Source organism: Microbacterium sp. JZ37 (genome assembly GCF_035188445.1).
Lineage (GTDB): Bacteria > Actinomycetota > Actinomycetes > Actinomycetales > Microbacteriaceae > Microbacterium > Microbacterium barkeri.
This window is the reverse complement of the sequence record NZ_CP045253.1, coordinates 3,403,250-3,427,363: the sequence shown is the minus strand read 5'-3', so window position 1 is coordinate 3,427,363 and position 24,114 is coordinate 3,403,250. Positions and strand designations below refer to the sequence as shown.

At 73.0% G+C, this 24,114-nt stretch carries 17 protein-coding genes; 11 read left to right on the top strand and 6 right to left on the bottom strand.

Going from position 1 to position 24,114, the window contains the following annotated elements:
- Window positions 1–35 precede the first annotated feature (35 nt).
- The 5 genes from GC092_RS15800 to GC092_RS15780 all read left to right on the top strand — a co-directional run bounded on the left by GC092_RS15800 (window position 36) and on the right by GC092_RS15780 (window position 9,803).
- Window positions 36–2,003 (top strand): M13 family metallopeptidase, encoded by a 1,968-nt coding sequence (locus GC092_RS15800; protein ID WP_324013230.1) that lies wholly within the window; start codon window positions 36–38, stop codon window positions 2,001–2,003.
- Between the two features lie 125 nt (window positions 2,004–2,128).
- Window positions 2,129–3,040: a serine hydrolase gene (locus GC092_RS15795; protein ID WP_324013228.1), complete on the top strand. Its 912-nt coding sequence runs from the start codon at window positions 2,129–2,131 to the stop codon at window positions 3,038–3,040.
- A 66-nt stretch (window positions 3,041–3,106) separates the two neighbouring features.
- Window positions 3,107–4,978 carry an HSP90 family protein gene (locus tag GC092_RS15790; RefSeq protein ID WP_282978426.1) on the top strand — a complete coding sequence of 624 codons (1,872 nt, stop codon included), beginning with the start codon at window positions 3,107–3,109 and terminating at the stop codon, window positions 4,976–4,978.
- Entirely contained in the window at window positions 4,975–7,782 is a 2,808-nt protein-coding gene (locus GC092_RS15785; RefSeq protein ID WP_324013225.1) for a hypothetical protein, read from the top strand. The genes GC092_RS15790 and GC092_RS15785 overlap by 4 nt, the downstream gene beginning before the upstream one ends.
- A gap of 59 nt (window positions 7,783–7,841) precedes the next feature.
- On the top strand, window positions 7,842–9,803 hold the full coding sequence (locus GC092_RS15780; protein WP_324013224.1) for a BCCT family transporter: 1,962 nt from the start codon (window positions 7,842–7,844) through the stop codon (window positions 9,801–9,803).
- 62 nt (window positions 9,804–9,865) lie between these two features.
- Here GC092_RS15780 and GC092_RS15775 read toward each other — a convergent pair whose 3' ends face one another.
- From GC092_RS15775 to purU, 3 genes are all read right to left on the bottom strand, one after another.
- Window positions 9,866–11,566, bottom strand: coding sequence for a long-chain-fatty-acid--CoA ligase (locus tag GC092_RS15775; protein ID WP_324013222.1), 1,701 nt, complete (start codon window positions 11,564–11,566; stop codon window positions 9,866–9,868).
- Between the two features lie 79 nt (window positions 11,567–11,645).
- Window positions 11,646–12,299 carry a ThuA domain-containing protein gene (locus GC092_RS15770; protein ID WP_324013220.1) on the bottom strand — a complete coding sequence of 218 codons (654 nt, stop codon included), beginning with the start codon at window positions 12,297–12,299 and terminating at the stop codon, window positions 11,646–11,648.
- Between the two features lie 148 nt (window positions 12,300–12,447).
- Complete coding sequence (gene purU / locus GC092_RS15765; RefSeq protein WP_271172600.1) at window positions 12,448–13,323, bottom strand: formyltetrahydrofolate deformylase; 876 nt, start codon at window positions 13,321–13,323, stop codon at window positions 12,448–12,450.
- A 117-nt stretch (window positions 13,324–13,440) separates the two neighbouring features.
- On the opposite strand from purU, the gene GC092_RS15760 reads away from it, so the two are divergent.
- The 5 genes from GC092_RS15760 (at window position 13,441) to GC092_RS15740 (ending at window position 19,796) form a co-directional block, all read left to right on the top strand.
- Window positions 13,441–15,018 (top strand): pyridoxal phosphate-dependent decarboxylase family protein, encoded by a 1,578-nt coding sequence (locus tag GC092_RS15760; RefSeq protein WP_324013218.1) that lies wholly within the window; start codon window positions 13,441–13,443, stop codon window positions 15,016–15,018.
- Window positions 15,015–16,364: a lysine N(6)-hydroxylase/L-ornithine N(5)-oxygenase family protein gene (locus tag GC092_RS15755; RefSeq protein ID WP_324013216.1), complete on the top strand. Its 1,350-nt coding sequence runs from the start codon at window positions 15,015–15,017 to the stop codon at window positions 16,362–16,364. The genes GC092_RS15760 and GC092_RS15755 overlap by 4 nt, the downstream gene beginning before the upstream one ends.
- Window positions 16,361–18,724: a GNAT family N-acetyltransferase gene (locus tag GC092_RS15750; RefSeq protein WP_324013214.1), complete on the top strand. Its 2,364-nt coding sequence runs from the start codon at window positions 16,361–16,363 to the stop codon at window positions 18,722–18,724. Before GC092_RS15755 ends, GC092_RS15750 begins: the two co-directional genes overlap by 4 nt.
- 113 nt (window positions 18,725–18,837) lie before the next feature.
- Complete coding sequence (locus GC092_RS15745; RefSeq protein ID WP_324013213.1) at window positions 18,838–19,500, top strand: acyl-CoA synthetase; 663 nt, start codon at window positions 18,838–18,840, stop codon at window positions 19,498–19,500.
- Entirely contained in the window at window positions 19,497–19,796 is a 300-nt protein-coding gene (locus GC092_RS15740) for an amino acid transporter (protein WP_271172605.1), read from the top strand. Before GC092_RS15745 ends, GC092_RS15740 begins: the two co-directional genes overlap by 4 nt.
- Window positions 19,797–19,934: 138 nt before the next feature.
- On the opposite strand, the gene GC092_RS15735 is transcribed toward GC092_RS15740, so the two are convergent.
- From GC092_RS15735 to GC092_RS15725, 3 genes are all read right to left on the bottom strand, one after another.
- Window positions 19,935–21,404 (bottom strand): DUF5129 domain-containing protein, encoded by a 1,470-nt coding sequence (locus GC092_RS15735; protein WP_324013210.1) that lies wholly within the window; start codon window positions 21,402–21,404, stop codon window positions 19,935–19,937.
- Window positions 21,405–21,478: 74 nt separating this feature from the next.
- Entirely contained in the window at window positions 21,479–22,231 is a 753-nt protein-coding gene (locus GC092_RS15730) for a hypothetical protein (RefSeq protein WP_324013209.1), read from the bottom strand.
- On the bottom strand, window positions 22,228–22,776 hold the full coding sequence (locus GC092_RS15725; protein ID WP_324013206.1) for a hypothetical protein: 549 nt from the start codon (window positions 22,774–22,776) through the stop codon (window positions 22,228–22,230). The genes GC092_RS15730 and GC092_RS15725 overlap by 4 nt, the downstream gene beginning before the upstream one ends.
- 135 nt (window positions 22,777–22,911) lie before the next feature.
- Here GC092_RS15725 and GC092_RS15720 point away from each other — a divergent pair, with 135 nt between their 5' ends.
- Window positions 22,912–24,081, top strand: coding sequence for a hypothetical protein (locus GC092_RS15720; protein WP_324013205.1), 1,170 nt, complete (start codon window positions 22,912–22,914; stop codon window positions 24,079–24,081).
- Window positions 24,082–24,114: the final 33 nt, after the last annotated feature.

Sequence of the window (24,114 nt, the reverse complement as noted above, 5' to 3'; positions counted from 1 at the left end):
CGCCCGCGTCCGGGGCTGTGCATACGATGGAGCGCATGACGGCTGCATCCCTCCCCTCCGGTATCGCCCTCGACGAGCTCAGTGAGGAGATCCGGCCGCAGGACGACCTGTACCGCCACGTCAACGGCGCCTGGATCGATCGCACGGAGATCCCGGGCGACAAGGCGCGCTGGGGCGCCTTCCACCAGCTCGCGGAGCAGGCCGAGAAGGACGTGCGCGCGATCGTCGAGGAGGCGCAGGCCGCCGAGCCCGGCACCGAGACGCGCAAGGTGGGCGACCTCTACTCGAGCTTCATGGACACCGAGCGCATCGCCGCGCTCGGGGCCGCTCCGCTCGTCCCGCTCCTCGAGCGCGTCGACGCGGTCTCCGACGTGGCATCGCTCCTGCGCACCGCCGGGGAGTTCGACCGCGAGGGTCTGGGCGGCCCGATCGGCGTGTTCGTCGAGCCCGACCCGGGTGACCCCACGCGCTACGTCCCGTTCCTCGTCCAGTCGGGCATCTCGCTCCCCGACGAGAGCTACTTCCGCCTCGAGAACTTCGAGGGCACGCGCGCGGCGTTCCGCCGTCACGTGGAGCGCCTGCTCGAGCTCGCGGGCGTCGACGACGCCGCGGGCCAGGCCGAGCGCCTCTACGCGCTGCAGAAGGACATCGCGTCGCATCACTGGGACAACGTCCGCAGCCGCGACGCCGTCGCGACCTACAACCTGAAGTCGTGGGACGAGATCCAGCAGCTCGCGGGCGTCGACCTCGCGCCGTGGCGCGACGCGGTCGCGCCGGGCAGGCCCGAGGTGTTCGCCGAGGCGGTCGTCTACCAGCCCTCGGCGCTCGAGGGCCTCGGCTCGCTCCTCGTCGCCGAGCGCCTCGACGACTGGAAGGCGTGGCTGCGGTTCCAGGTCGTGCACGCCCTCGCGCCGTACCTGTCCGACGACTTCGTCGATGAGAACTTCGCCTTCTACGGCACCGAGCTCACCGGCGTGCCGACCATCCGCGAGCGCTGGAAGCGCGGTGTGTCGCTCGCGGAGGGAGCGCTGGGCGACGCGATCGGCCGCGTCTACGTCGAGCGGCACTTCCCGCCGAGCGCGAAGACCGCGATGGACGAGCTCGTCGCGAACCTCACCGAGGCGTACCGCCAGAGCATCTCGACGCTCGAGTGGATGAGCCCTGCGACGCGCGAGAAGGCGCTCGAGAAGCTCGACACCTTCACCCCGAAGATCGGCTATCCCGCGAAGTGGCGCGACTACGACGCCGTCGAGATCACCGCGACCGATCTCATCGGCAACGTCCGCCGCACGAACATCGCCGAGCACGACCGGCAGCTCGGCAAGGTCGGCAAGCCGATCGACCGCGACGAGTGGTTCATGACGCCGATGACCGTGAACGCGTACTACAACCCGCTCATGAACGAGATCGTCTTCCCCGCGGCGATCCTGCAGCCGCCGTTCTTCGACGCCGATCGCGACCCCGCGGCGAACTACGGCGGCATCGGCGGCGTCATCGGGCACGAGATCGGCCACGGGTTCGACGACCAGGGGAGCCGCTACGACGGGACCGGTGCGCTCAACGACTGGTGGACCGAGGAGGACCGCGCCGCCTTCGAGGAGCGCACCCGGTCGCTCATCGAGCAGTACAACGCCCTCGTCCCGCAGGGCCTCGACGCGTCGCACACCGTCAACGGAGCGCTCACGATCGGCGAGAACATCGGCGACCTCGGCGGTCTCGGCATCGCCCTCAAGGCCTACGAGCTCTCGCTCGGCGGCGAGGAGGCGCCGGTCGTCGACGGCCTGACCGGTGTGCAGCGCCTTCTGCTGTCGTGGGCGCAGGTGTGGCAGCAGAAGTCGCGCGAGGCCGAGACCATCCGCCTCCTCACGATCGACCCGCACTCGCCGAACGAGTTCCGGTGCAACCAGATCGTGCGCAATGTGGACGCGTTCTACGCCGCCTTCGACGTCCAGCCGAGCGACGCGCTGTGGCTCCCCGAGGACCAGCGCGTGACGATCTGGTGAGAGTTCGCTGAGGGCGGCTCCCGCGCGGGCATAATCGAGACACACCTGCATCCATCGCGGAGCGGGCGTCGCCGAGAGCACCCCGACGTCGCCGCTCGCGGGTGCGAGCGGATGGGAAGGGACCCGTGGCCATCGAGCCTCAGAAGGAAGCCGTCTCGCTGCGCGGCGAGCGTCGGGAGGCGCGCCGCCTGCGTCGCCGTGCCATCCTGCAGCCGACCTTCACCGCGACGCTCCGCTCGATCGAGGCCCTCGTCGCGGCGGACGCCCGTGCCGGCGTGCACGTCGTCGACCTCGACCGCGAGACGGTGCTGCTGAGCGGAGACGACCACGTGACCCTGCCGGTCGGCGGCGTGGGCACGGTGCCGCTGCTCGTCGAGGCCGCCGCGCAGTTCGACGCCGGAGAGCTGGATCCCGACGAGATCGTCGCGCGGGATCCGCTCGACCCGGTGCGGATGTCGGGGGTGTGGCGGCACCTGCGCACGCGCGAGCTCCCCGCCGGCGACCTCGCGATCCTCGCCGCCACGACCGACGACGCGCTCGCCGCGAACGCCCTGCTGGACCGGGTCGGGCACGAGAGGGTGACCCGGCGCTTCGTCTCACTCGGGATGCCGCGGTCGGCCCTGCTCGACCACTTCCGCGAACGGCGAGGGCCGGATGATGCCCCGCACGTCGCGCTCGGAACGGCGCGCGAGTTCGCGCGGCTCTTCGCCGACATCGTGTCGCGTCGCGTCGTGAACGCCGCGGTGAGCGCGCAGGTCGCGGAATGGCTGACGCAGGGTCACGATCTCAGCCTCGTGGGCAGCGCGACCGGGCTCGACCCGTTCGCCCACGACGACGACCCCCACGGGCTCCTCTTCCTCAATCGCACGGGCAGGGCGCCCGACGTGCGCGCCGAGGCCGGCGTGCTCGCGGGAGCGCGCGGCGCCGTGGCCTACGCGCTCTTCGTCGAGTTCGACGACGCCGGGATCCTGCACCGCGACCGTGCGCACGAGGCGTTCCGGGCACTCGGCCGCGAGCTCATGGAGTACGTCGTCTGAGGCACGCCGCGACGCCTGACGGCCCCGCGCGCACGGGGAGTTCACCGACATCCGTAGGCTGGACGGGTGCGGTTCGAATCGGGTGCCCCTGACGTCCGGCCTTTCCAGGTCGATCTCCGCGGGGTCGTCGACCTCCTGAGCCGCCACATCTACTCCAGCCCCCAGGTCTTCCTGCGCGAGCTGCTCCAGAACGGCCGGGACGCCATCCGGGCGCGCCGCGACCTCGACGGAGGGGCTCCCGCCGGCGTGCTCGAGATCGAGCCGGCCGCCTCCGGACGCCCCTTCCGCTTCCGCGACAACGGCGTGGGCCTCACGGCCGAGGAGGCCGCCGAGCTGCTGTCGACCGTGGGGCGCTCGTCGAAGCGCGACGACCTCCTGCAGGCCCGACGCGCGGACTACCTCGGCCAGTTCGGCATCGGCCTGCTGAGCTGCTTCATGGTGGCCGACCGGATCGTCGTGCGCAGCCGGTCGGCGAAGGGCGCCCCCGCGATCGAGTGGATCGGCGACGCGTCGGGGCAGTTCGGCATCCGGGAGCTCGACCCGGAGGAGACCGCGCGGATGGCCGTGGGCACCGAGATCGTGCTGGAGCCGCGCCCCGACGACGCGGCTCTGCTCGCGCCCGACCGCGTCCGGGCCCTCGCGACGCGCTTCGGGCAGTACCTGCCGGTCTCGGTCGCCATCCGCAACGACGACGCCACGCTCGACACCGTCACCCGCACGCCCGTCTTCCTCGGGGCCGCGGCGGATGAGCCGTCCGACGCGCTCCTCGCGCTGGGCACGGAGCTGCTCGGCCGGCGGCCGCTCGACGTCATCCCGCTCTCCGTCCCGGGGACGGGGACGGAGGGCGTCGCGTTCGTGCTCCCGTTCGCGCCGCCTCCCGGTGCGCGCCAGGCGAGCACGGTGCACCTGGGCCGGATGCTCGTGAGCGAGCACCTGGACGGCCTGCTGCCCGACTGGGCCTTCTTCGCCCGATGCGTGCTCGACACGACGGGGCTCTCGCCGACCGCGAGCCGCGAGGCCTTCGTGGAGGACCCCGCGCTCGAGCACACGCGCGAGCAGCTGGGTGCCGCCATCCGCGCGTGGATCCTGCGGCAGGCGACCACCCGGCCGTGGAAGTTCCAGGAGTTCCTCGCCGTGCACCAGCTCGCGCTCAAGGCGATGGCGGCTCACGACGACGAGCTCGCGCGCACGGTGCTGCCGTGGCTGACCGTCGAGACGTCGGCGGGCGACATGACCATCGCCGACCTGACCCGGCGGCACGACGCGGCGCGCTACGCCGAGACGGTCGACGAATTCCGCCAGGTCGCGGCGATCGTGCCGTCCGACGCTCCCGTCGTGAACGGCGGATACGCGTACGACGCCGCGCTGCTGCGGCGGCTGCCCGAGCTGCTGGACTTCCCCGTCTCGCGGGTCACCGTGAGCGAGCTCCTCGACGAGCTCACGCCGCCGCCGCTCGCCGAGCGGGCGAGGGCCGTCGCGCTCGAGGAGCGGGCCACGGCCGCGCTCGCCGAGGTGGGCTGCTCGGTCTCGGCTCGCGGGTTCGCTCCCGCCGAGCTGCCCGCGCTCTGCGTCGTGGATCCCGAGGTCGTGCGCCGCATCGAGCGCGACAGCGCGCGCGAGGTCGCATCTGGCGGGATCTGGGGCGACGTGCTCGGCGACGTGAGCGCCCTCATCGAGGAGCGCCGTCGCGAGGACGGCAGGGAGGCCGCGACCGTGCGCCTCTGCCTGAACTGGACGAGCCCGCTCGTCGCGCGCCTCGCGGCGCTCGGCGACGACCTCGTCTTCGACCGCACGGTCAAGCTGCTGTACGTGCAGGCGCTGCTCGCGTCGCATCGGCCGCTCACCGCGGCCGATCGCCGGATGCTGACGTCGGCGATGAACGACATGGTGACCCTGAGCGTCGGGATCGCCGGAGACCTCGAAGGGGAACAGGCATGAGCGCACTCGGAAGCCGCAAGGCGCGGAAGATCGAGCGGCTTCTCGAGGAGGCGGCGGAGCTTCCGGTCGGACCGGAGGAGCGCGCGCTGCTCGACGAGGCCGTGCGGCTCGCCGACGAGGCGGGCGAGGAGGAGCTCGCCTATCGCGCGCGCATGCACCTCACCCCGTCGGCGCACATGGCAGGCGACACCGACACGATGCTCGCGTCGTTCGGATGGTGCGTCGGCAAGCACGATGCGGACCCCGTGCGCTTTCCGATCGACCCCGGCGTGCACGTCGACCTGCTGTTCCAGTACAAGTGGATGGCCGGGCGGCTCGCGAGCAACAGCCGGTTCCCGCGGGAGCGCGTCACCGCGTTGCACGCCGACATGGAGCGGCGCTATCGCGAGGCCGGCGTCGGCCAGACCGGCGTCCTGCAGTCCCGGCACGACGTCGCGCTGCTGCTCGGCGACCCGGATGCGGCCGCGCGCTTCCTCATCGAGCGCGACGGACTCGAGCGAGACGACTACTCGCACTGCGAGGCGTGCGTGCGCTCGAGCGACGCCACCTTCGCCCAGCTGCGGGGAGACGATGCCGAGGCCATCCGGCTGTGGGAGGAGATCCTCGAGCAGGGCCTCTCGTGCGGGGAGGAGCCCGAGTTCGCCGAGTCGGAGGCGCTGCTCCCGCTCCTGAGGGCGGGGCGCGTCGAGGAGGCGCTCGCCGCCCACGCCCGCAGCTACCGCGCGGCCCGGACCAACCCGGACGGCTTCCCCATCATCGCCAACCACCTCGTCTTCTGCGCGGTGACCGGCAACCTCGCGCGCGGGCTCCAGCTGCTCGAGCGGCACATCGACGGGCTCGCGCACGACCCCTTCCACGAGGCGAACCACTTCTCCGGACTCGCCGCCGTCGGCGTCCTCCTCGACGCGGTCGTCGAGGCGGGCGAGGGAGCGACCCGGGTGCGCGGCTCCGACCATCCGACGCTTGAGCCGCTCCTGGGCGCCGCGGACGGGCCGCGGACCGCGGGCGAGCTGCGGGATGCCGCGTGGTCGGCCGCCGAGACGATCGCGGCGCGCTTCGACGCGCGCAACGGGAACGACTGGTTCGCCCGCACGCTGGCCGGCAAGCGGGCCCTGAGCGCGCAGCGCTGGGAGGCGCCGTTCGGCGGCGAGAGCTACGCGCCGCCCGTCGTCGACGACGCCGAGCCCGCTGACGCGGCCGGATGGCTGACGCACGCCCGTCGGCGCCTGTTCGCGGCCGACCTCGATGGCGTGCGAGCGGCCGTCGCCGCAGGCCTCGCGCTCGGAGAGGGCGACCACGATGCCGAGCTGCATCGCGTGCTCCTCTACGCGCAGCTCGAGAGCGGCGACGATGAGGCCGCCCTGGCTACTCTGGCCCTGCGGACCGCGGCCCTGCGCGCCCACGGCCTCGCCGAGCACGCGGACCTCGAGGAGCGTCTCGGCCTGCTCCTGCTCGGCCGGTGCACCCCCGACGACATCCCGACGCTCGAGGCGGAGATCGAGCGCGCACGCGCCGCGCACCTGCCGTCGACCGTCGTCGCCGACCTGCTCATCACGATCGGCGCCGCCCGCCTGCGCGCCGAGCAGCCCGAGGCCGCGCTCGCCGCTCTCGACGAGGCGGAGGTGCTTCTCCCCGCCGACGACCCGCTCCTGCTGCGCCACGCGCTCGAGAGCGAGCGGCTCCAGGCGCTCATCCAGCTCGGACGAGCGGACGAGGCCGACGCGCTTGCCGCGTCGCGCATCGACGACCGCGCGAACGCCGGGTGGCCGCTGTTCTCCGAGCTGCGCCTGCGCGCCCAGGTGCTCGGCGGTCAGGGGCGCTTCGACGAGGCGCTCGGCTTCGCGGAGCGGCTTCTCGCGGAGTCTGTCGCGATCGACGTCGCGGGCCTCATCGCGTCGTCGGCACAGCTCACCGCCATGATCCTCAGCGACCTCGGGAGGCCTGAGGAGGCCGCGGCGCGCATCGAGTTCGCCCTGCGCCACGCCGAGCGGGCTGAGCTGCCCACGGTCGGCCTGCGGTTCAACCTCGCGCGCATCCAGCTCGAGGCGGGTCAGGCGGCCGCCGGCCTGGAGAACCTCGAGACGGTCTACCTCGAGGAGAAGGCGACGGGCGCGGCTCCCGAGGCGGTGGCCGAGACCGGTCTCCATCTCGGGCACGCCGCCCTCGCGAACGACGAGCCGGGGATGGCGTATCGCGCGTGGAGCGAGGCGATCGACCTCGCGGAAGGGGCGGAGGCCTTCGGGCTGGCCGCCGAGGCGGGCTCCGCACTCGGCGAGCTGCTGCTCCGCTTCGGCGACCCCGACGCGCGCGACGTGTTCGAGCGCGCGCTCGAGCACGGGCGGCGCGTCGAGGGCTTCCGGGGGATGCCCGCGCTCCTGCACGGGATGGGCCGCGCGCGGCTGATGGGCGGCGACGAGGCGGGATTCGCGGACCTCGACGCGGCGACCGCGCAGGCGGAGGCCGAGGACGCGGTCTGGTACGCCGCGAACGTGCAGGACACGAAGGGGCGCTTCCTCGTCGACGCCGGCCGCCTCGACGAGGGCGTGCGCGTCCTCCTCGCCTCGGCCGACGTGCTCGCGCGCGAGGGCGACGTCATGACGGCAGCGGGCGGCGAGGTGTACGCCGCACGCGGTCTGGCAGCGGCCGACCGCGCGGACGAGGCCGTCGCGGTGATGGCGAGCGCCCGCGATCGGGTGTCCGTCGGCACGGCAGCGCACACGGGGATCAGCCTCGAGCTCGCCGACCTGCTCGACGGGCTGGGCCGCGGCGCCGAGGCGGCGCAGGTGCGCGCGAGCGTCGCCTAGGGGCCGCTGCGCACGGGTGCCCAGGTACCGCTCAAGGCCTGCGTGGCAGGATGGAGCGAATGAGCGGAACTGAGAAGAGCCGCCGTGAGCAGAGCGCGCCCCTGAAGCCATCGGGGCCCGCCGACGCGGCGAAGAGAATCGTCCGTGACATCGCCGACCCGGCACCGCAGGGAGTCCACCCGGCGCTCATCCCCGGCATCGGGGTCGAGCAGACCGGCCGTGATTTCCGGACGGACCGGGTCGTCTTCGGTGCAGCGATCGTCGTCACGATCGCGTTCATCGTCTGGGGCGTTGCGGCAGGAGACAACCTCGCGGGGACCGCCTCGAGCGTGCTGTCGTGGGTCATCGAGTACGTCGGGGTGTTCTTCACCGTCATCGCGACGGTGGTCCTGGCCTTCATGCTGTACATCGGCTTCAGCCGGTTCGGCCGCATCCGGCTGGGGCGCGATGACGAGGAGCCCGAGTTCTCGGTGTTCTCCTGGATCTCGATGCTCTTCGCCGCCGGGATGGGCATCGGGCTCGTCTTCTGGGGCGCAGCCGAGCCGCTGACCTTCTTCGAGTCGCCTCCTCCGAACACGGCGGAGGCGGGCACCGTCGAGGCGATGCACACCGCCCTGACCCAGGTGCTCTACCACTGGGGCCCGCAGGCCTGGTCGTTCTACGCGCTCGTCGGCGGCGCGATCGCGTACGGCGCGTACCGCCGCGGGCGCACGCCCCTCATCTCGTCGATCTTCGCGCCGCTCCTCGGCGAGCGGCGGACGACGGGTCCGGTCGGACGCACGATCGACGTCTTCGCGATCATCGTCACGCTGTTCGGGACGGCCGCGTCGCTGGGCCTCGGCGCGCTGCAGATCGGCCACGGCGTCGAGCTCATCTCGGGGATCGGCGAGGTCGGCAACGGCCTCCTCATCGGCGTGATCGCGGTGCTCACGGCCGCCTTCATCGCGTCGGCGGTGTCGGGCGTCTCGCGCGGCATCCGCGCGCTCTCGAACATCAACGCCGTCGTCGCGCTGCTCCTGGCGTTCTTCGTCTTCTTCGTCGGCCCGACGATGCTCATCATCAACATCATCCCGTCGGTCGCCGCGCAGTTCCTCACCGACTTCACGACGATGGCCGCGCGCTCGGGCTCGCAGGGGCCCGAGGTGCAGGCGTTCCTCTCGGGCTGGACGATCTTCTACTGGGCCTGGTGGATCTCGTGGTCGCCCTTCGTGGGCATGTTCATCGCGAAGATCTCGCGCGGCCGCACGCTGCGCCAGTTCGTGTCGGTCGTCGTCGTGGTGCCGTCGGTCATCTCGTTCATCTGGTTCGCGATCTTCGGGACCACCGCGATCGACCAGCAGATGAACGGCGCCGGGCTCGAGGTCTCGCCGCCCGAGAGCGTGCTCTTCGGCGTGCTCGGCAACCTTCCTCTCGCGGGCGTCACGACGGTCATCCTCGCGGTGCTCGTCGCGATCTTCTTCGTGACCGGCGCCGATTCCGCCTCCCTCGTGATGGGGACGCTGTCGCAGCGCGGCAACCCCGAGCCGACGCGCTGGGTGACGATCGTCTGGGGCGCCCTCGTCGGCGTCATCGCGGCCATCCTCCTCGTGTCGGGCGAGGAGGGGAGCGGCCTGACCGCCCTGCAGAACGTGACGATCATCGCCGCGCTGCCGTTCGCGGTCATCATGGCGCTCATGATGGTGGCGTTCATGAAGGACCTGCACCGCGACCCGCTCATCCTCCGCGACGAGTACGCCGAGCGCGCCGTCCGCCACAGCGTGCGGACGGGTCTCGAGGAGTACGGCGACGACTTCGCGCTCGTCCCCGCTCCGTACGACCACTCGAGTGACGACCTCGCGTGGGTCGAGCCGGTCGTGGACGAGGAGTTCACGGAGCTCTACGCCAAGACCGAGGCGATGCCGATCGTCTCCGACGAGACCGAGCCCGATCTCGGCGGCTCGGCCGCGCCGGGCGGCGACCGCCTTCCCGACGACGAGCGCGACGAGGAGCGCGACGACGAAGGGCGCAGGGCGGAGGTCTGACGACCTCGGAATGCGACAGGGGCTCGGCTTCGGCCGAGCCCCTGTCGCATTCCGGAGGTGCGCTACGGGCGCGCTCCGACCATCCGCTCGCGCACCTCGCGCCGCAGGACCTTGCCGACGAGCGAGCGCGGCAGCTCGTCGACGACGTCGATGCGCCGCGGCACCTTGTAGGCAGCGAGGTGCGTGCGGCAGAAGTCGCGCAGCGCCTCGGGCTCCGCCGCCGCGCCCTCGCGCAGTACGACCGACGCGCCCACGGACTCCCCGCCCTGCCCGCGCGGGAGCGACACGACCGCCGCGTCGACGACGTCGGGATGCGACAGGAGCGTCTCCTCGACCTCGCTCGGCGAGACGTTGAACCCGCCTGTGATGATGAGCTCCTTGAGCCGGTCGACGATCGTCACGAACCCGTCGGGCGAGACCGTCGCGATGTCGCCCGTGCGCAGCCATCCGCCCTCGAGCAGCGCCGCGCGCGTCTCGGCGGGGCGCTGCCAGTAGCCCGAGAACACCTGCGGCCCGCGCAGGAGCAGCTCGCCCGCCTCGCCCGGAGGCAGGTCCTTCGTCGGGTCGTCGGGGTCGACGACGCGGATGTCGGTGCTCGGAAACGGGACGCCGACCGTCCCGGGGCGGCGCGTGGGTCCCATCGGGTTGCCGAGCGCAACGGGGGAGGACTCGGTCATGCCGTAGCCCTCGACGAGCACGCCGCCGCTGATCTCCTCCCAGCGGCGGACGGTCGCCGTCGGCAGGCTCATGGCGCCCGAGATGGCGAAGCGGATCGAGCGGAGGTCGATCGCGCCCTGCGCGGCCGCGCGCGCGAGGCGGTCGTAGATCGGCGGAACCGCCGGCAGGAACGTCGGCGGGCTCGTGCGCGCGGCCTTCGTGACGAGGTCGACGTCGAACGTCGGGAAGAGCACGAGGCGCGCGCCGATGCTCATCGCGAAGGTGAGGCAGAGCGTCATGCCGTACGCGTGGAACAGGGGGAGGACCCCGTAGAACGTCTCCGCACCCGGCCGGAGCCCTGGCACCCAGGCCTCGCCCTGCATCGCGTTCGCGCGGAGGTTCCGGTGCGTGAGCATGGCGCCCTTCGGCGAGCCGGTCGTGCCGCTCGTGTACTGCAGGAGCGCGATGTCGTCGAGCGCGGGGCGGGGCGTCCGCCGCGACAGGCGGCGCGCGCCGACGATCGACTCCCAGGTCGTCACCCGGCGGGCGGATGGCCGCCGGGTGAGCTTCGCGCGGGCGGCGCGCGCCGACGGGAGGGGAAGGCGGAGGCCCAGCCGCATCGCGAACGGGAGCGCTCGCGTCAGGTCGACGCTCACGATGCCCTCGACGCGCACGTCGTCGGGGAACCCCGCCACGGTGTCGTGCACCCTGTCCCACACGATCGCGAAGCGCGCGCCGTGGTCCTCGAACTGATGACGCAGCTCGCGCGCGGTGTACAGCGGGTTGTGCTCGACGACGATGGCTCCCAGACGCAGAAGCGCGTAGAACGCGGCCACGTGCTGCGGGCAGTTCGGCAGGACGATCGCGACGCGGTCTCCGCGTCGCACGCCGAGACGACGCAGGCCCTCGGCCGCGCGCTCGATCTGCTCGCCGAGCTCGCGGTAGCTCGTCTCGGCGCCGAAGAACTCGAGCGCGGTGCGGCGTCCGAAGGCGGCGACGCTCGCGTCCATCATGTCGACGAGCGTCTGGGTGACCTCGCCGATCTCGTGCGGCACCTCGGGCGGATACGCGGACAGCCAGGGCCGGGAGTCGTACGGAGACGTCATGACCCCACGCTAGCCGCGGCCCCTCTGCGCCACCCGGGTCTTGACAGGCGGCAGGGTCTTGACGGGCGGCCGAGTCGCGTCAGTCGCGGGATGTCACCCAGCGCGCGAGCTGCGCGAAGAGCGCGCGGTGGCCATCCGAGGCCCACGACCGCTCGTCGTGGCCGAGCGCGTCGACGGCGACCCGCGACGCGCCGTGCGTGCGCACCCACGCGGTCGGCTGGCTCTCGCCCTCCGTCTCGTGCCGCGCCACGACCATCCGCTCGCCGAAGGCCTGCAGACGCGTGTAGCGCTCGTCCTCGACGTCGAAGTCGTCGATCCGCGTGCCGTCGGGCAGCGCGTCGCCCGCGATGCGCACGCGGTCGAGGGGCGGATGCCACGAGATGCCCGGCACCCACATCCCGCCGATCGCGCCCGGCCAGTCGGGGTAGTCGCGCAGCGAGGAGAGCGCCGCGTGCACGGCGATGACGCCGATCCCGCGCTCGAGCGCGGCGTGCAGGCCGTCGACGGAGGCGCCGGGGAGCGGCTCGGTCGTCTCGGATCGCCACGGGTCGCCCGCGTTCACGACGAGCAGGTCGACGCCCTCGAGCCGGGTCATCGCGCCGTCGACGTCCTCGTCGATCTCGACGTCGAAGCCCGCCTCGCGCAGGACATCCGCGATGAGCGGGCTGGTCTTCGTGTACGGATGCCAGGGGTCGGCGTAGCGGCCCGTTCCGGTGGCGATGAGCGCGCGCATGGGTCTCCTTCGTGTCCAGCCCGATGCTATCGGCCCGCCCACGTCGGAGCGGAGAGCTCACCGTGTCTCACTCGCCGCGGGAATGGCGGCGGGATTCCCGCGGCGAGTGAGACATGCAGAGGGGGCAGAAGACCCGGGGGTCAGAGGGTCAGAACACGATGGTGTGGTTGCCGTGGCGGATGACCCGGTCCTGGGCGTGCCAGAGCACGGCGCGCGAGAGGACCGCGCGCTCGACGTCGGCTCCGCGGCGGCGGAGGTCGTCGGCCGAATCGGCGTGCGTGACCCGCACGACGTCCTGCTCGATGATCGGACCCTCGTCGAGGTCCTCCGTGACGTAGTGGCTCGTCGCGCCGATGAGCTTGACGCCGCGCTCCTTCGCCTTGCGGTACGGGTTCGCCCCGATGAAGGCCGGCAGGAACGAGTGGTGGATGTTGATCACCGGCACGCCGACCTGCTCGAGGAAGTCGCTCGAGAGGATCTGCATGTACCGGGCGAGCACGACGAAGTCGACGTTGCCCTTCAGCAGCCGGACGATCTCGGCCTCGGACTGCGACTTGTCCGGCCCCGCCTGCGACGGCACGTGGAAGAACGGCACGCCGAACGAGCGGACGTCCTCGGCGGTCGTCGTGTGGTTCGCGATGACCATCGGGATGCTCACCGGCAGCTCGCCGCGACGATGGCGCCAGAGCAGGTCGAGCAGGCAGTGGTCGTCCTTGGAGGCGAGGATGGCCATCCGCTTCGGGATCGACAGATCGTTGAGCGTCCAGTTCATGCCGAGCGGCGCGAGCGTCGCGGTGAGATCGGCCTCGATCTCGTCCTTCGCGACCGGGAAGTTGGGGCGGTGGAACACGACGCGCTGGAAGAACTTCCCGCCCTCGGGGTCGGTCGAGTGCTGATCGAGCGACACGATGTTGCCCTGGTTGCGCGCGATGAGCGCGGCGATCGCGGCCACGACTCCCGACTGGTCGGGGCCGTCGACGATGAGGCAGGCGTGGTCGATCAGTTCTTCCCTCTGGGGCGTCATGCCCTCCATTCTCTCAGCGCCTCTCCGGGCATCCGTGCAGCGGCGACTCGCCGGATCCGCTACCGTGCCTTAGGTTAGCCAAGCCTAAGTAGAAGACGAGCATGGAGGATCACGCGAATGGCACGAGTTCTGCCGGAGACGAGCGGGAGCGCCGCGGGGGAGACAGCCGGTGCGACCGCGCTGCTGACGGATCGGACCGCGGACGAGTACGCGCGGCTCGTGCACGGCGTCGTCGACGCCGTCGCGGCGCGGTTCCGGATGACGACCGCCCCGTCCTCGGGTGCCGAGCGGCGGGAGCTCGAGGCGCTCGTCGACGCCGTCGCGCTCGACGACGATGGCATCGGCAGCGCGGCGGCCCTCCGCGAGGCCGACGAGCTCTACGCGCAGCACGCGGTCTGGTTCCACCACCCGGCCTACGCCGCGCACCTCAACTGCCCGGTCGTCCTCCCGGCCGTCGCCGCCGAGGCGATGCTCGCGGCGATCAACACCTCGGTCGACACGTACGACCAGTCGCTCGTCGCGACGCTCATGGAGCGGCGCCTCGTCGCCTGGACGGCGGAGCGGATCGGGTTCGCCGACGGCGACGGGATCTTCACCTCGGGCGGCACGCAGTCGAACCTGCAGGCGCTCTTCCTCGCGCGGGAGAAGGCGCTGCGCGGGGTCGACGACCGCGGACGCGCGATGGCGCGGCTGCGCGTGCTCACGACCGCCGCGAGTCACTTCTCCGTCGCCCGGTCCGCGCACCTTCTCGGGCTCTCGGCCGACGCGGTCGTGCCGGTCGGGGTCGACGCGGACGGGCGGATGGATCCCGCGGCGCTCGCACGGGCGCTCGCGGAGACGACGGGCGCGGGCGGGGTCGTCATGGCCGTCGTCGTCACCGCGGGCACGACCGACCGCGGCATCGTCGACCCCATCCGTCCGGCGGCCGGTCTGTGCGACGCGTACGGCGTGTGGCTGCACGTCGACGCCGCGTACGGCGGGGGCCTGCTCGTGTCGCCCACACGGCGCGGGCTGCTGGACGGGATCGAGCGCGCGAGCTCGGTCACGGTCGACTTCCACAAGACGTTCTTCCAGCCCGTGTCCTCGAGCGCGCTCATCGTGCGCGAGGCGACCGACCTCCTCGCCGCCGCGTGGCACGCCGACTACCTGAACCCCGCCGAGGAGGCGCGGGCCGACGACGCCGACCCGAACCAGGTCGACCGCTCGTTGCAGACCACGCGGCGCTTCGACGCGCTCAAGCTGTGGACGACCCTGCGCGCGCTGGGCCCCGACCGGGTGGGGCGGATGTTCGACGACGTCTGCGCGCTGGCCCGCCGTGTGCGGGAGCGCCTCGACGCCGACCCCGAGCTGCGCCCGGTCGGCACGACCGATCTCAGCACGGTGCTGTTCCGCTACCAGCCGGATGGCGTCGACGACGCGACCGCGGACCGGCTCGTCCCGCTCGTGCGCCGCGTGCTCTTCCAGTCGGGCCGCGCCATGGTCGCCCGGACGGTCATCGACGGCGTCCCGTGTCTCAAGCTGACGCTGCTGAACCCCGACGCCACTCTGGCGGACATCGAGGCCGTGCTCGACCTCGTGCGCGCGACGGCGCACGGGCTCCTCGCGGGCGACGCCCTCGCGACGCGCGACGATCCGCCCTGCCGCGACGTCCATCCGCGCCTCCCGCGCCTGACCGCCGAGGAGGACGGCCGATGATCGCGGTCCGCGATCTCGTCGGGATCGGCATCGGCCCGTTCGGACTCGGGCTCGCCGCCCTCGCGCAGCCGCTGCCCGACGTCGATGCCGTCTTCCTCGATCAGGCCGACGGCTTCCGGTGGCATCCGGGCATGATGATCGACGGCGCGACCATCCAGGTGCCGTTCCTCGCGGACCTCGTGACGATGGCCGACCCGACCTCGCCGTACTCGTTCCTCGCGTTCCTGAAGGCGACGGGGCGGCTCTACCCGTTCTACATCCGCGAGTCCTTCTATCCGCTGCGCTCGGAGTACGACGCCTACTGCCGCTGGGTCGCGGCGCAGCTGCCGACGCTGCGCTGGCGCCGCCGTGTCGTCGCCGTGGAGGAGGCCGGAGACCTGCTCCGCGTCCGCGCCGAGGTGCGCGGGCCGGATGGCGAGGTGCGCGGCATCGAGGAGCATCTCGCGCGGCACGTCGTCCTGGCCGTCGGCACGCGGCCCGTGCTGCCGTCGGCTCTCCAGGGGCTGTCCGGCGCGGGCGCAGGCCCGGTCGTCCACTCCGCCGAGTACCTCCCGAACCGCGCAGCGCTCCTCGCGAGCGGCGCGGTGACGGTCGTCGGCAGCGGGCAGTCCGCCGCCGAGGTCTACCGCGACCTGCTCGAGGCGCGCGAGGGGCGGGTGGACTGGGTCACGCGCTCGCCGCGGTTCTTCCCGATGGAGTACACCAAGCTCACGCTCGAGATGACGTCGCCCGAGTACACCGACCACTACCGCTCCCTTCCCGAGGAGCTGCGCGAGCGTCTCGGCCGCGAGCAGCGCGGGCTCTACAAGGGCATCAGCGCGGACCTCGTCGACGAGATCTACGACACCCTCTACCGGCTGTCGAGCGCGGACGGCACGGTGCCGTCGACGCTGCTCACCGACACCGAGGTCGTCGACGCGCGCCATGACGTCGAGACGGGCGAGCACGTGCTCACCCTGCGCCACGCGCAGCTCGATCGGACGCACGAGCACCGCACGAGGGCCGTGGTCGCCGCAACCGGCTACCGCGCCGAGGTCCCCGACTTCCTCGACCCGGTCGCGCATCGCGTGCGCAGGGATCGCCGCGGCCGCCTCGACGTCGCGCGGACGTACGCCGTCGACGACGCCGAGCGCATCCACGTCGTCGGGGGCGAGGAGCACACGCACGGCGTGACGGCGCCCGACCTCGGCTTCGGGCCCTGGCGGGCGTCGGTCGTGCTCGCCGCCATCACGGGCCGTGAGCCGTACCCGATCGAGCGAAGGATCGCCTTCCAGACCTTCGGCGTCCCCGGTGACGGCGCGGCGACGGATGGCGCGGCGCGCGTGCTCGAGGAGGCGGCGCGATGAGCGCGGCGGCTGTCTCCGCCCGGCTCGCCGTCGAGATCGAGCCGATCGATCCCGCGCGCGATGCGGCGCGCCTGCAGCGGTGGCTCGCGCATCCGCGCTCGCGCTTCTGGGAGATGGCGGACCTCGACGTCGCGCAGGTCCGCGCGTACCTCGAGACGATCGCGGATGACGCGAGGCACGGCGGATGGCTCGGGCGCGTCGACGGGGAGGCCGCGTTCTACGTCGAGACCTACGAGCCCGACACGCTGCTCCCGCCGGACGTGTTCCGCGCCGAGCCCGGCGACATCGGCATGCATCTCCTCATCGCGCCGCCTGCGGGCGACCCGAAGACGGGCTTCACGTCGGCGGTCATGCGCGGGGTGATGCGCTTCTGCCTCGGCGCGGCGCAGGAGGGCGGACTCGGCCGGAGCCGGGTCGTCGTCGAGCCCGACGTGCGCAACGAGCCGATCCTCGCGAAGAACGCCGCAGCGGGCTTCCGGGTGCTCGGGGAGGTCGACCTCCGCGCGGAGGGGCGGGTCAAGCGCGCCGCGCTCAGCGTCTGCACGCGCGACGACTTCGCGGCGAGTCCGCTGGGCGCCGGCTGGGCGGGGGAGCGCTCGCCGCTGCCGCACCTCACCGCCGACCTGGCGGCGCACGCGCATCGGCACCTCGTCGTGAAGGCGCTCTCGGAGCTCTCCCACGAGCGGCTCATCGCGCCGACGCCGCTCGCGGACGGGCGGTGGGAGGTGGCCGAGGGCGACGTGCGCTACACCTTCCGCGCCCGCCTGCTCCCCCTCGAGCACTGGGCGATCGATCCCGCGAGCGTGCGGCGCGAGCGCGACGGCGCCGAGCTCGAGCTCGACGTGCTCGAGCTGATCCTCGAGCTCCAGCCGCGCCTGGGCATCCCCGATCAGCTCCTGTCGGTGTACCTCGAGGAGCTCTCGTCGACGCTCGCGAGCGCGGCCGGCAAGCGTCTGCGCGGTCTCGAGGGCGCGGCGCCCACCGCCGAGGGCCTGCTCGAGGCGAGCTTCCCCGAGACGGAGGCGGCGATGACGGAAGGGCATCCGGGGTTCCTCGCGAACAACGGGCGCATCGGGTTCTCCCACGCGGACTGGAGCGCGTACGCGCCCGAGAACGGCCGCCGCACGCGCCTCGTGTGGGTCGCGGCTGCCCGCGAGCACACGCACCTGTCGCTCGGGCGCGGTCTCGACGAGGCGACGCACCTCGAGCAGGCGCTCACGGCCGACGAGCGGCGCGCCTTCGCGGAGCGCCTCGCCGACGGGGGGCACGACCCCGCGGGCTTCCACCTCCTCCCGCTCCACCCCTGGCAGGCGGAGCACCGTCTCCCGGTCACCTTCGCCGCGGACGTCGCGCGCGGTCACCTCGTCCTCCTCGGGCGGAGCGCCGACGAGTACCAGGCGCAGCAGTCCATCCGGACGTTCCTCAACCTCACGCGACCCGGCGCTCCCTATGTGAAGGTGGCCCTGGCCATCCAGAACATGGGCTTCCTGCGCGGGCTCTCGCCCGCGTACATGCGCGACACCCCCGCGATCAATGACTGGGTCGCCGACACCGTCGCTTCGGACGCGACCTTCGCGGAGGCCGGCTTCGCCGTGCTGCGCGAGCGTGCGGCGATCGGGTACACGGGCGACGTCTACCACCGCACGCCGACCCCGAACCCCCACCGGAAGATGCTCGCGGCGCTGTGGCGGGAGAGCCCCGTGCCGCTCATCGGCCCGGGGGAGCGGCTCGTCACGATGGCCGCCCTGCTCCACCGCGATCACGAGGGCTCCGCCTCCGCGACGACCCTCATCCGGGCGTCGGGTCGATCGCCCGAGGAGTGGCTGCGGGCCTACCTCCACGCGTACCTGCGGCCGCTCGTGCACGGCGTGCTCGGCCACGATCTCGCGTTCATGCCGCACGGCGAGAACCTCATCCTCGTGCTGCGCGAGCACACCGTCGCGCGCGCGTTCATGAAGGACATCGGCGAGGAGGTCGCCGTGCTCGGTCCGCGCGGCCTGCCGCCGGAGGTCGAGCGCATCCGCGCCGAGGCGCCGGGGAGCGAGAAGGCCCTCGCGATCTTCACCGACGTGTTCGACGGCGTCCTGCGGCACCTCGCGGCGATCCTCGATGCGGACGGGCTCCTCCCTGCCCCGTCGTTCTGGCGGCTCGTGGCCGAGTGCCTCGACCGCTACGAAGGCGACCACCCCGACCTCGCGCGCGGGCTCGCGGGCGACGTCGACCTGAGGGCCGGGTCCTTCGCGCACTCGTGCCTCAACCGCCTCCAGCTGCGCAACACGCTCCAGATGGTCGACCTCGCCAACCAGGCGGAGTCGCTGCTGTACGCGGGTGAGATGCCGAACCCGGTCGCGCGCGTCTGATCGTCACGCGAGGGAGGGGAGTGCACGAGCCCCTCCCTCGCGTGACGGGCCGTTCCCAGGGGCGGGTTCCCTAGACTGGACGTGTCCCTTCGCACGCACGAGGTCCCATCACCATGCCCGCACGTCAGCCGTTCGCCCCGAGCACGCGCCACGTCCAGCTGCTGCGCGCGCTCATCGCGGCGCTGGCGGCCCTCATGGTGACCTTCTCGCCCGATCACTCGGCCGCGGTCGGGCTCTCGGTCTTCAGCGGGTGGGCGATCGCGACCGCCGTCGTGCTGGGGCTCGGCACCTGGATGGTCACGCCCGCGGGGCAGCGCGTCCTGCCTGCCCTGCTGGCCTTCGCGCACCTCTTCGCCGGCATGGCCGCGGGCATCACGAGCCTGCGCGGCCCCGCTCTCTACTTCGTCGTCATCCCCGTGTGGGCGCTCGTCGCAGGAGCGCTCGAGACGGGCCTCGGCGTCGCCCAGCGCCGCCGTGGCGAGAGGATCGTCGCGCGCGACACCCTCACGATCGGCGTGCTGACCCTCGTCATCGGCGCGGCGACGCTGCTCGTGCCCTCGGGATACGCGCTCGACTACTTCATCGAGGACGCCGGACGCACCTTCACCCTCACCGGCGAGATCATCGCGGTCGGCCTCTTCGGCGGCTACGCGGCGATCGTCGCGGTGTTCCTCGCGATCGCCGGGTTCTCGCCCGCGTCGCCGTCCGCCGCGTCGGCGGAGACCGCAGCACCCATCAGCGGGGGCGACCCCCGCACCTCGGAGGACCGTCCGTGACCGACAAGCCCACCCGACGCGCGCTCATGCGCCCTGTCCAGCTGCTCGCGATCGCCTTCGGGTCGGCCGTGTTCGCGCTGCTCGTGGGCGCCATGTCGATGGGGGCGTTCACGCAGCAGCCCATCGAGGTCATCTCCCAGGCGTGGACGGTCGCCTCGATCATCGCGGGCATCGTCTTCATCGTCGTGCTGCTCGTCGTCGCGATGCTGCTCCTCGTGGTCGACCCGGCCGACGTGACGAAGACGATCGACCGCCCCGTGCTCCTCCCCGACGAGGACGAGCCGGAGGCGAAGTAGCCCGCGCGCCACCGCCCCGCGCCCCGCCGCGCCCTGCGCCACCGCCGAGCGCAGGAGAATCGCGCGGCAGCAGGACGTCGTCGCCGAATCCATCCTGCTGTGGGCGGATTCTCCTGCTCTGGCGCGCGCTCCGCGTGCTCAGAACCGGGACGAGCTGCCGGAGCCTGAGAAGCTCCCGCCGCTCGATCCGTACCCGGTCGCGCTGCCGCCGCTCGAGAACGAGGACGACGACGCGGCGCTGCGGTCGCTCTCGACCTGCGTGACGCCGGCCGAGTAGCCGGCGCTGAAGGCCACGGGGCTCCAGTACTGCCCCGGCGTCGACACCGTGTCGAGGATCGAGCCTGTGCGGGCGCGGTTCGTCTGGCGCTCGCGCTCGAGCTCGGCCTCCATCGCCTCGCGCTCGGAGTCGGCCTGCGCGAACGCCGCGATGAGGGCGCGCGAGTGATCGGCGAGCAGGTCCGAGAGCCGCGCGCGCAGCGCCTCCAGCGCCGCGAGCGCATCGCCCGGTTCGAGGGAGCCTGCGCGCAGTCCGGCGCCGAGCCGCTCGAGCTCGGCCTCGGCCTCCGCCCGGAAGGCCGTGAGCGCGTGGGCGGTCGCGAGCTCAGCCGCCGCGGGGTCCTCCACGAGCGCCGTGATCCCCGCGAGGTCCTCGCGCACCGGATCGACCTGCGCAGCCCACGCGCGCTCCCACGTGTGCGACTTCGTGAGGAGCGCCGCGGCGTGCACGATCGCGTCGTCGACGAAGTCCATCTCGGCCGTCTCGTCGGCGAACCGGCGCGCGGCCTCCACGGCGTCGGCGCGCGAGCGCTCCTTCTTCGTGAGCGCCTCGATGCGGCGCTGCTCCTCGAGGGCACGGTGGTAGCGGGCCGAGAAGTCGTGGAAGCGCTGGTCGAGCCGCTGCGCGTACGGCGAGTCCGACGGCAGCGTGCGCGCCGCGAGCTCGGTCGTCTCGAGGTCCATCGTCACGCGGGTGAGATGCTCGCCGCCGCGCGCGAGCGCCGTCGCGACCTTCTCGCGGCGGCTCGCGCGGACGCCGAGGGCGATGAGCCACGCGCCCACAGCCGCACCCCCGCCCACCCAGCCTGTGACGATGACGGCGGGCGAGGCGTACCAGGGGCGCTCGATGATCCCCGCGGCGGCCTCGACGCCGTCGATCACCCCGCCCGTCCAGTCACCCGCGCGGAACGCGTCCTTCGTCGCGTCCTGGATGGCCGCCTGGTCGTCGAGCGACACGGCGCGATCCTCGCCGAAGTACGTCCCGACCTGTCGGCCCTCGGGGTCGAGGGCGAGGAGGAACAGCCCGTCCGCCCACTTCTGGCCGTTGTCGGTGATCCACTCGGGATGGCTCTCGCGCGCATACGCGAGGACGCGCTCGTTCATCTCATCGGAGGCCTCGCCCTCGTAGGTGTAGATCGCGACGGTGGTGGGCGCGTAGAAGTCGATCTCGTCGAGCGCGTCCTCGAGCTGCGGCAGGTAGAGGCGACCGGCGGTGTCGTCGACGACGAGGTCGCCGTCGTCGAGGGAGACGGCCTGCGCGGCGGTCGCGCCGCCGAGCGCGGTCAGGGCGAGGATGGCGGTCGCGACCGCCGCGCGCATCCATCGGGACATGGGACCTCCCCGGTCGTCGTCGTGACCACCCTAGGCGCGCGTCCCGGCCGCGCGGATCCGCCGCACGACGGAGGTCAGCACCCCTGCGCGAGATCCTCCGGGGCCGTCACCGCGACGTCCTCGCCCCATCCCGCGAACGAGAAGCGGCCGTCGCCGGAGCCATCTCCCGCGAGGAACTCGAGAGGGAGCGGCGCACCCACGGCGGCGACGGTCAGGTGACCGGTCGGGCTCTCGCTGCCGCCCATCACGAGCTCGGCCGTCTCGGCGTCGGCCGCGGGCGGCATGACGGCGACCTCCTCGGCGCTGCGCAGGAGCTGCTCGACGAGCAGCGACGGATCCAGCAGCGGCTGCCAGTCGTCGAGCGCGCTCGCGGAGGCGAGGCACACGAAGCCGTCCCGCGCCGCCGCGAGCCCGCTTCGCTGCGCGAACGCGTCGTTGCCGCGGACGTACGCGGCGCCCTCGGCGACGACGACGTCGAGCGCGAGGTCGCCGGCCGCGAGGCTCGCCTCGTACGACTCGGGGTCGCCCGCGAACGTCACCGACACCGTGCGCCCGGGCGAGGGCGGCGTCTCGGGATCGTCGTGCGCGACGAGCTCGGTGTACGACCCCTCGTAGCGCACGTCGCCCGCGGCGCGCACCGCCTCCGCGATCTCCGCGATCGCCTGCTCTCCCGGGATGAGCCAGAGTCCGTTCCCCGGGTGCGCGGGGTCGTAGGCGCCGAGGTCCACGCCCTCGAGCGGCTCCGCCTCGACGCCCGCGGCGCCCGAGCAGCCGGCGAGCGCGAACGCAGTCGCCGTGAGCACGAGGGCGGCGGAGGGCCGTCTCATCGCTTCGCCTGCGCCACGCAGACGCTCTGCGCGCCCTCGCGGGTGAGGGCCGCCGCGTCGAGCGCGACCGGCTGGTCGGCGAAGGCCGCTGCGCGCACGACGAAGCACGTGTCGCTCTCGAAAGCGCCCGTCGACTGCGGCAGCCAGACCTCGGAGCTCTCGATCACGAACTGGCTGAGGTCGGTCGCCGTGCCGTCGCCGTGCACGGCGTAGACCGAGTACGCCGCGTCGGGACCCTCCCAGTCGAGGTGGGCGTTGCCGTCCTGCACGGTGAGCGCGATGTCCGAGACGACGACGTCGCTCGAGAGCATCGCGCTGACGACCATCCACGCGGCCATCCCGAGCATCGCGAGGATCGTGAGGATGGCCGAGACGAGGAAAGCGGGGTGCCGCCACCACCGCTTGGGGCGCTGCTGGCGCGCGGTCAGCTCGGGGAGCGGCCATCCGCCGCGGCCGAGAGGCGGCTTCGGGCCGTCGGCGCGCAGGCGGGTCTGCCCGGCGTCGGTTCCGATCGCGGGCGGCGGGGCTGCGGATGGCGCGTTCATGGGATCCCGTCGATTCTCGCGCACGACCGGATGGGCGGAGGTGGGGAGTACTGCCCCCAACGACACCGGGCAGCCCGACCTAGCATGGGAAGCCGCCGCGTCCGCGCGCGGCGAGGCGACGGAGAGGAGCGACGCATGCGCCGCAGCCTCGCCGTCCTCGCGCTCGCCGCGGCCTCTGCCGCGAGCCTCGTCGCGCCGGCCGCCGCCTACAGCGGGCCGAACGCGATCGCCATCCCGTATCTCGATGAGAAGGCGGTGAACACGCCGGAGGGCTGGACCGTGACGGACTGCGCGCCCGTGCTGGCCGCGTCCGACCTCGTCGTCGCGTGCGCGGCGGACGGGTTCCTCCTGCGCGCGGAGGAGTACGACCCCGACTACGGCAGCGACATCGTGCCGGTGCCCATGACGAACGGGCGCACGACGACGATCATGGAGTACGTCGTGTCTCTCGAGGCGCCCGAGGCGCCGTCGGTCCCGTCGGCCGCCTACCCGCATCCGGTCGCGGCCGGCGGCACCCTGCTCCTCCCCGTGAGCGACCTCGGGGCGACGTGCCTCGTCTGCGGGGGAGGCGGTCGCCTGGAGGTCTTCTCCGTCTCGCCGTCCGATGTCGCCGAGGTCACGGCCACGGAGACGCACCTCGTGATCCGCCCGAAGGCCTCGTTCGACGGCCCGCTCGAGGTCACGGTGCGGATGGCCGACCAGTACGGCACCTGGTCGGAGCCCGCGACCATCTCGGTGCCGGTGTACCGCGCCGAGCGGCCGCCCGTGGCGCAGTCCGTGCATGCGCCGCTCACGCCCGGGGAGGTCTCCGAGTTCGATCTCGCGGGGCTCGTGGCGACCGAACCGGGTGCGCGTCTGTCTCTCGTCTCGTGCGGCGACGCGGTGCACGGGACGGTGGTGTGCGGCGCCGACGGCATCGCGCGCTATCTGCCCCGCGACGGCGCGCGCGCCGATCAGTTCAGCTTCCACGTCGCGCAGGGCGGCGCGCAGGCGACCGGCTCCGTGACGCTCGCGCTCCCCGACGGCGACCTGCCCACGGAAGGCCTCGTGTCCGCCCAGCCGGTCGAGCCCGCGGAGCGGGTGCCGCGCGCCGAGCTCGAGGCCGCGCAGCAGGCGCAGCGCGACAAGGAGGTCGAGGCCGCGGAGGCGCGCGGCGAGGAGCCGCCGGCAGAGGACGAGGACGTCGAGCTCGTCGGCCTGCGCGTGCCCCTGCGGCTCGCGCCGGCGACGCCCGTGGAATCGGAGCGCTCGGCGGGCGTCTTCCGACCGCTCGGCGCGCTGCTCGACCGGGTGGGCGCCCGATGACCCCGAAGACCCCGAACGACCGAGAGGACGCGA

Coding starts and splice junctions, on each gene's coding strand:
- GC092_RS15800 (WP_324013230.1), top strand. CDS start 36: ATGACGGCTGCATCCCTCCCCTCCGGTATCGCCCTCGACGAGCTCAGT.
- GC092_RS15785 (WP_324013225.1), top strand. CDS start 4,975: ATGAGCGCACTCGGAAGCCGCAAGGCGCGGAAGATCGAGCGGCTTCTC.
- GC092_RS15780 (WP_324013224.1), top strand. CDS start 7,842: ATGAGCGGAACTGAGAAGAGCCGCCGTGAGCAGAGCGCGCCCCTGAAG.
- GC092_RS15775 (WP_324013222.1), bottom strand. CDS start 11,566: ATGACGTCTCCGTACGACTCCCGGCCCTGGCTGTCCGCGTATCCGCCC.
- GC092_RS15770 (WP_324013220.1), bottom strand. CDS start 12,299: ATGCGCGCGCTCATCGCCACCGGAACGGGCCGCTACGCCGACCCCTGG.
- purU (WP_271172600.1), bottom strand. CDS start 13,323: ATGACGCCCCAGAGGGAAGAACTGATCGACCACGCCTGCCTCATCGTC.
- GC092_RS15760 (WP_324013218.1), top strand. CDS start 13,441: ATGGCACGAGTTCTGCCGGAGACGAGCGGGAGCGCCGCGGGGGAGACA.
- GC092_RS15755 (WP_324013216.1), top strand. CDS start 15,015: ATGATCGCGGTCCGCGATCTCGTCGGGATCGGCATCGGCCCGTTCGGA.
- GC092_RS15750 (WP_324013214.1), top strand. CDS start 16,361: ATGAGCGCGGCGGCTGTCTCCGCCCGGCTCGCCGTCGAGATCGAGCCG.
- GC092_RS15745 (WP_324013213.1), top strand. CDS start 18,838: ATGCCCGCACGTCAGCCGTTCGCCCCGAGCACGCGCCACGTCCAGCTG.
- GC092_RS15735 (WP_324013210.1), bottom strand. CDS start 21,404: ATGTCCCGATGGATGCGCGCGGCGGTCGCGACCGCCATCCTCGCCCTG.
- GC092_RS15730 (WP_324013209.1), bottom strand. CDS start 22,231: ATGAGACGGCCCTCCGCCGCCCTCGTGCTCACGGCGACTGCGTTCGCG.
- GC092_RS15725 (WP_324013206.1), bottom strand. CDS start 22,776: ATGAACGCGCCATCCGCAGCCCCGCCGCCCGCGATCGGAACCGACGCC.
- GC092_RS15720 (WP_324013205.1), top strand. CDS start 22,912: ATGCGCCGCAGCCTCGCCGTCCTCGCGCTCGCCGCGGCCTCTGCCGCG.